Source organism: Mesorhizobium sp. M7D.F.Ca.US.004.03.1.1, from assembly GCF_003998635.1.
GTDB classification, from domain to species: Bacteria; Pseudomonadota; Alphaproteobacteria; order Rhizobiales; family Rhizobiaceae; genus Mesorhizobium; species Mesorhizobium loti.
Genome location: NZ_RZQG01001767.1, coordinates 1 through 478, shown reverse-complemented (window position 1 = coordinate 478; position 478 = coordinate 1). Strand labels below are relative to the sequence as shown.

Sequence of the window (478 nt, the reverse complement as noted above, 5' to 3'; positions counted from 1 at the left end):
GCGCAAGACACACGCTTGGCCTTACAGTGACGGCAGATGGTCTGCTCCAACCGCCTCGATAAACGCGCCATCACGCACCAACTTGGTGGCGATATCAAGATCAGGCTTCAGTCGGCGATCCTCCTCCAAGAACGAGACATGCGAGCGTAGCAAATCCTTGGCCGCCTGGACCAAAGGTGAACATTTATGCGGCGCCTGAAAGTCGCAGGCTTGTGCGGCCAGCAAGAATTCGATGCCGACGACTGCCTGAATGTTCTCGGCCATAGCTGTTAGGCGGCGTGCCGTGTGAGTCGCCATCGAGACATGATCTTCCTGGTTCCCCGATGTCGGAATGGTGTCGATGACGCCTGGCGCGGCCTTCTGCTTGGTCTCAGAAACAAGCGCGGCGGCTGTAATCTGCAACATCATAAGGCCCGAATTCAATCCTGGCCTGCGGGTCAGAAATGCAGGCATTTCGGATATGGAGGCGTCCAGCAGC

The 478-nt window shown here is 57.3% G+C and carries 1 protein-coding gene; it reads right to left on the bottom strand.

The genetic code is table 11. From position 1 onward, the window contains the following. Nucleotides 1-21: 21 nt before the first annotated feature. On the bottom strand, nucleotides 22-478 hold a 457-nt coding region (locus EN935_RS39935), incomplete at its 5' end, for an aromatic amino acid lyase (protein WP_164771924.1).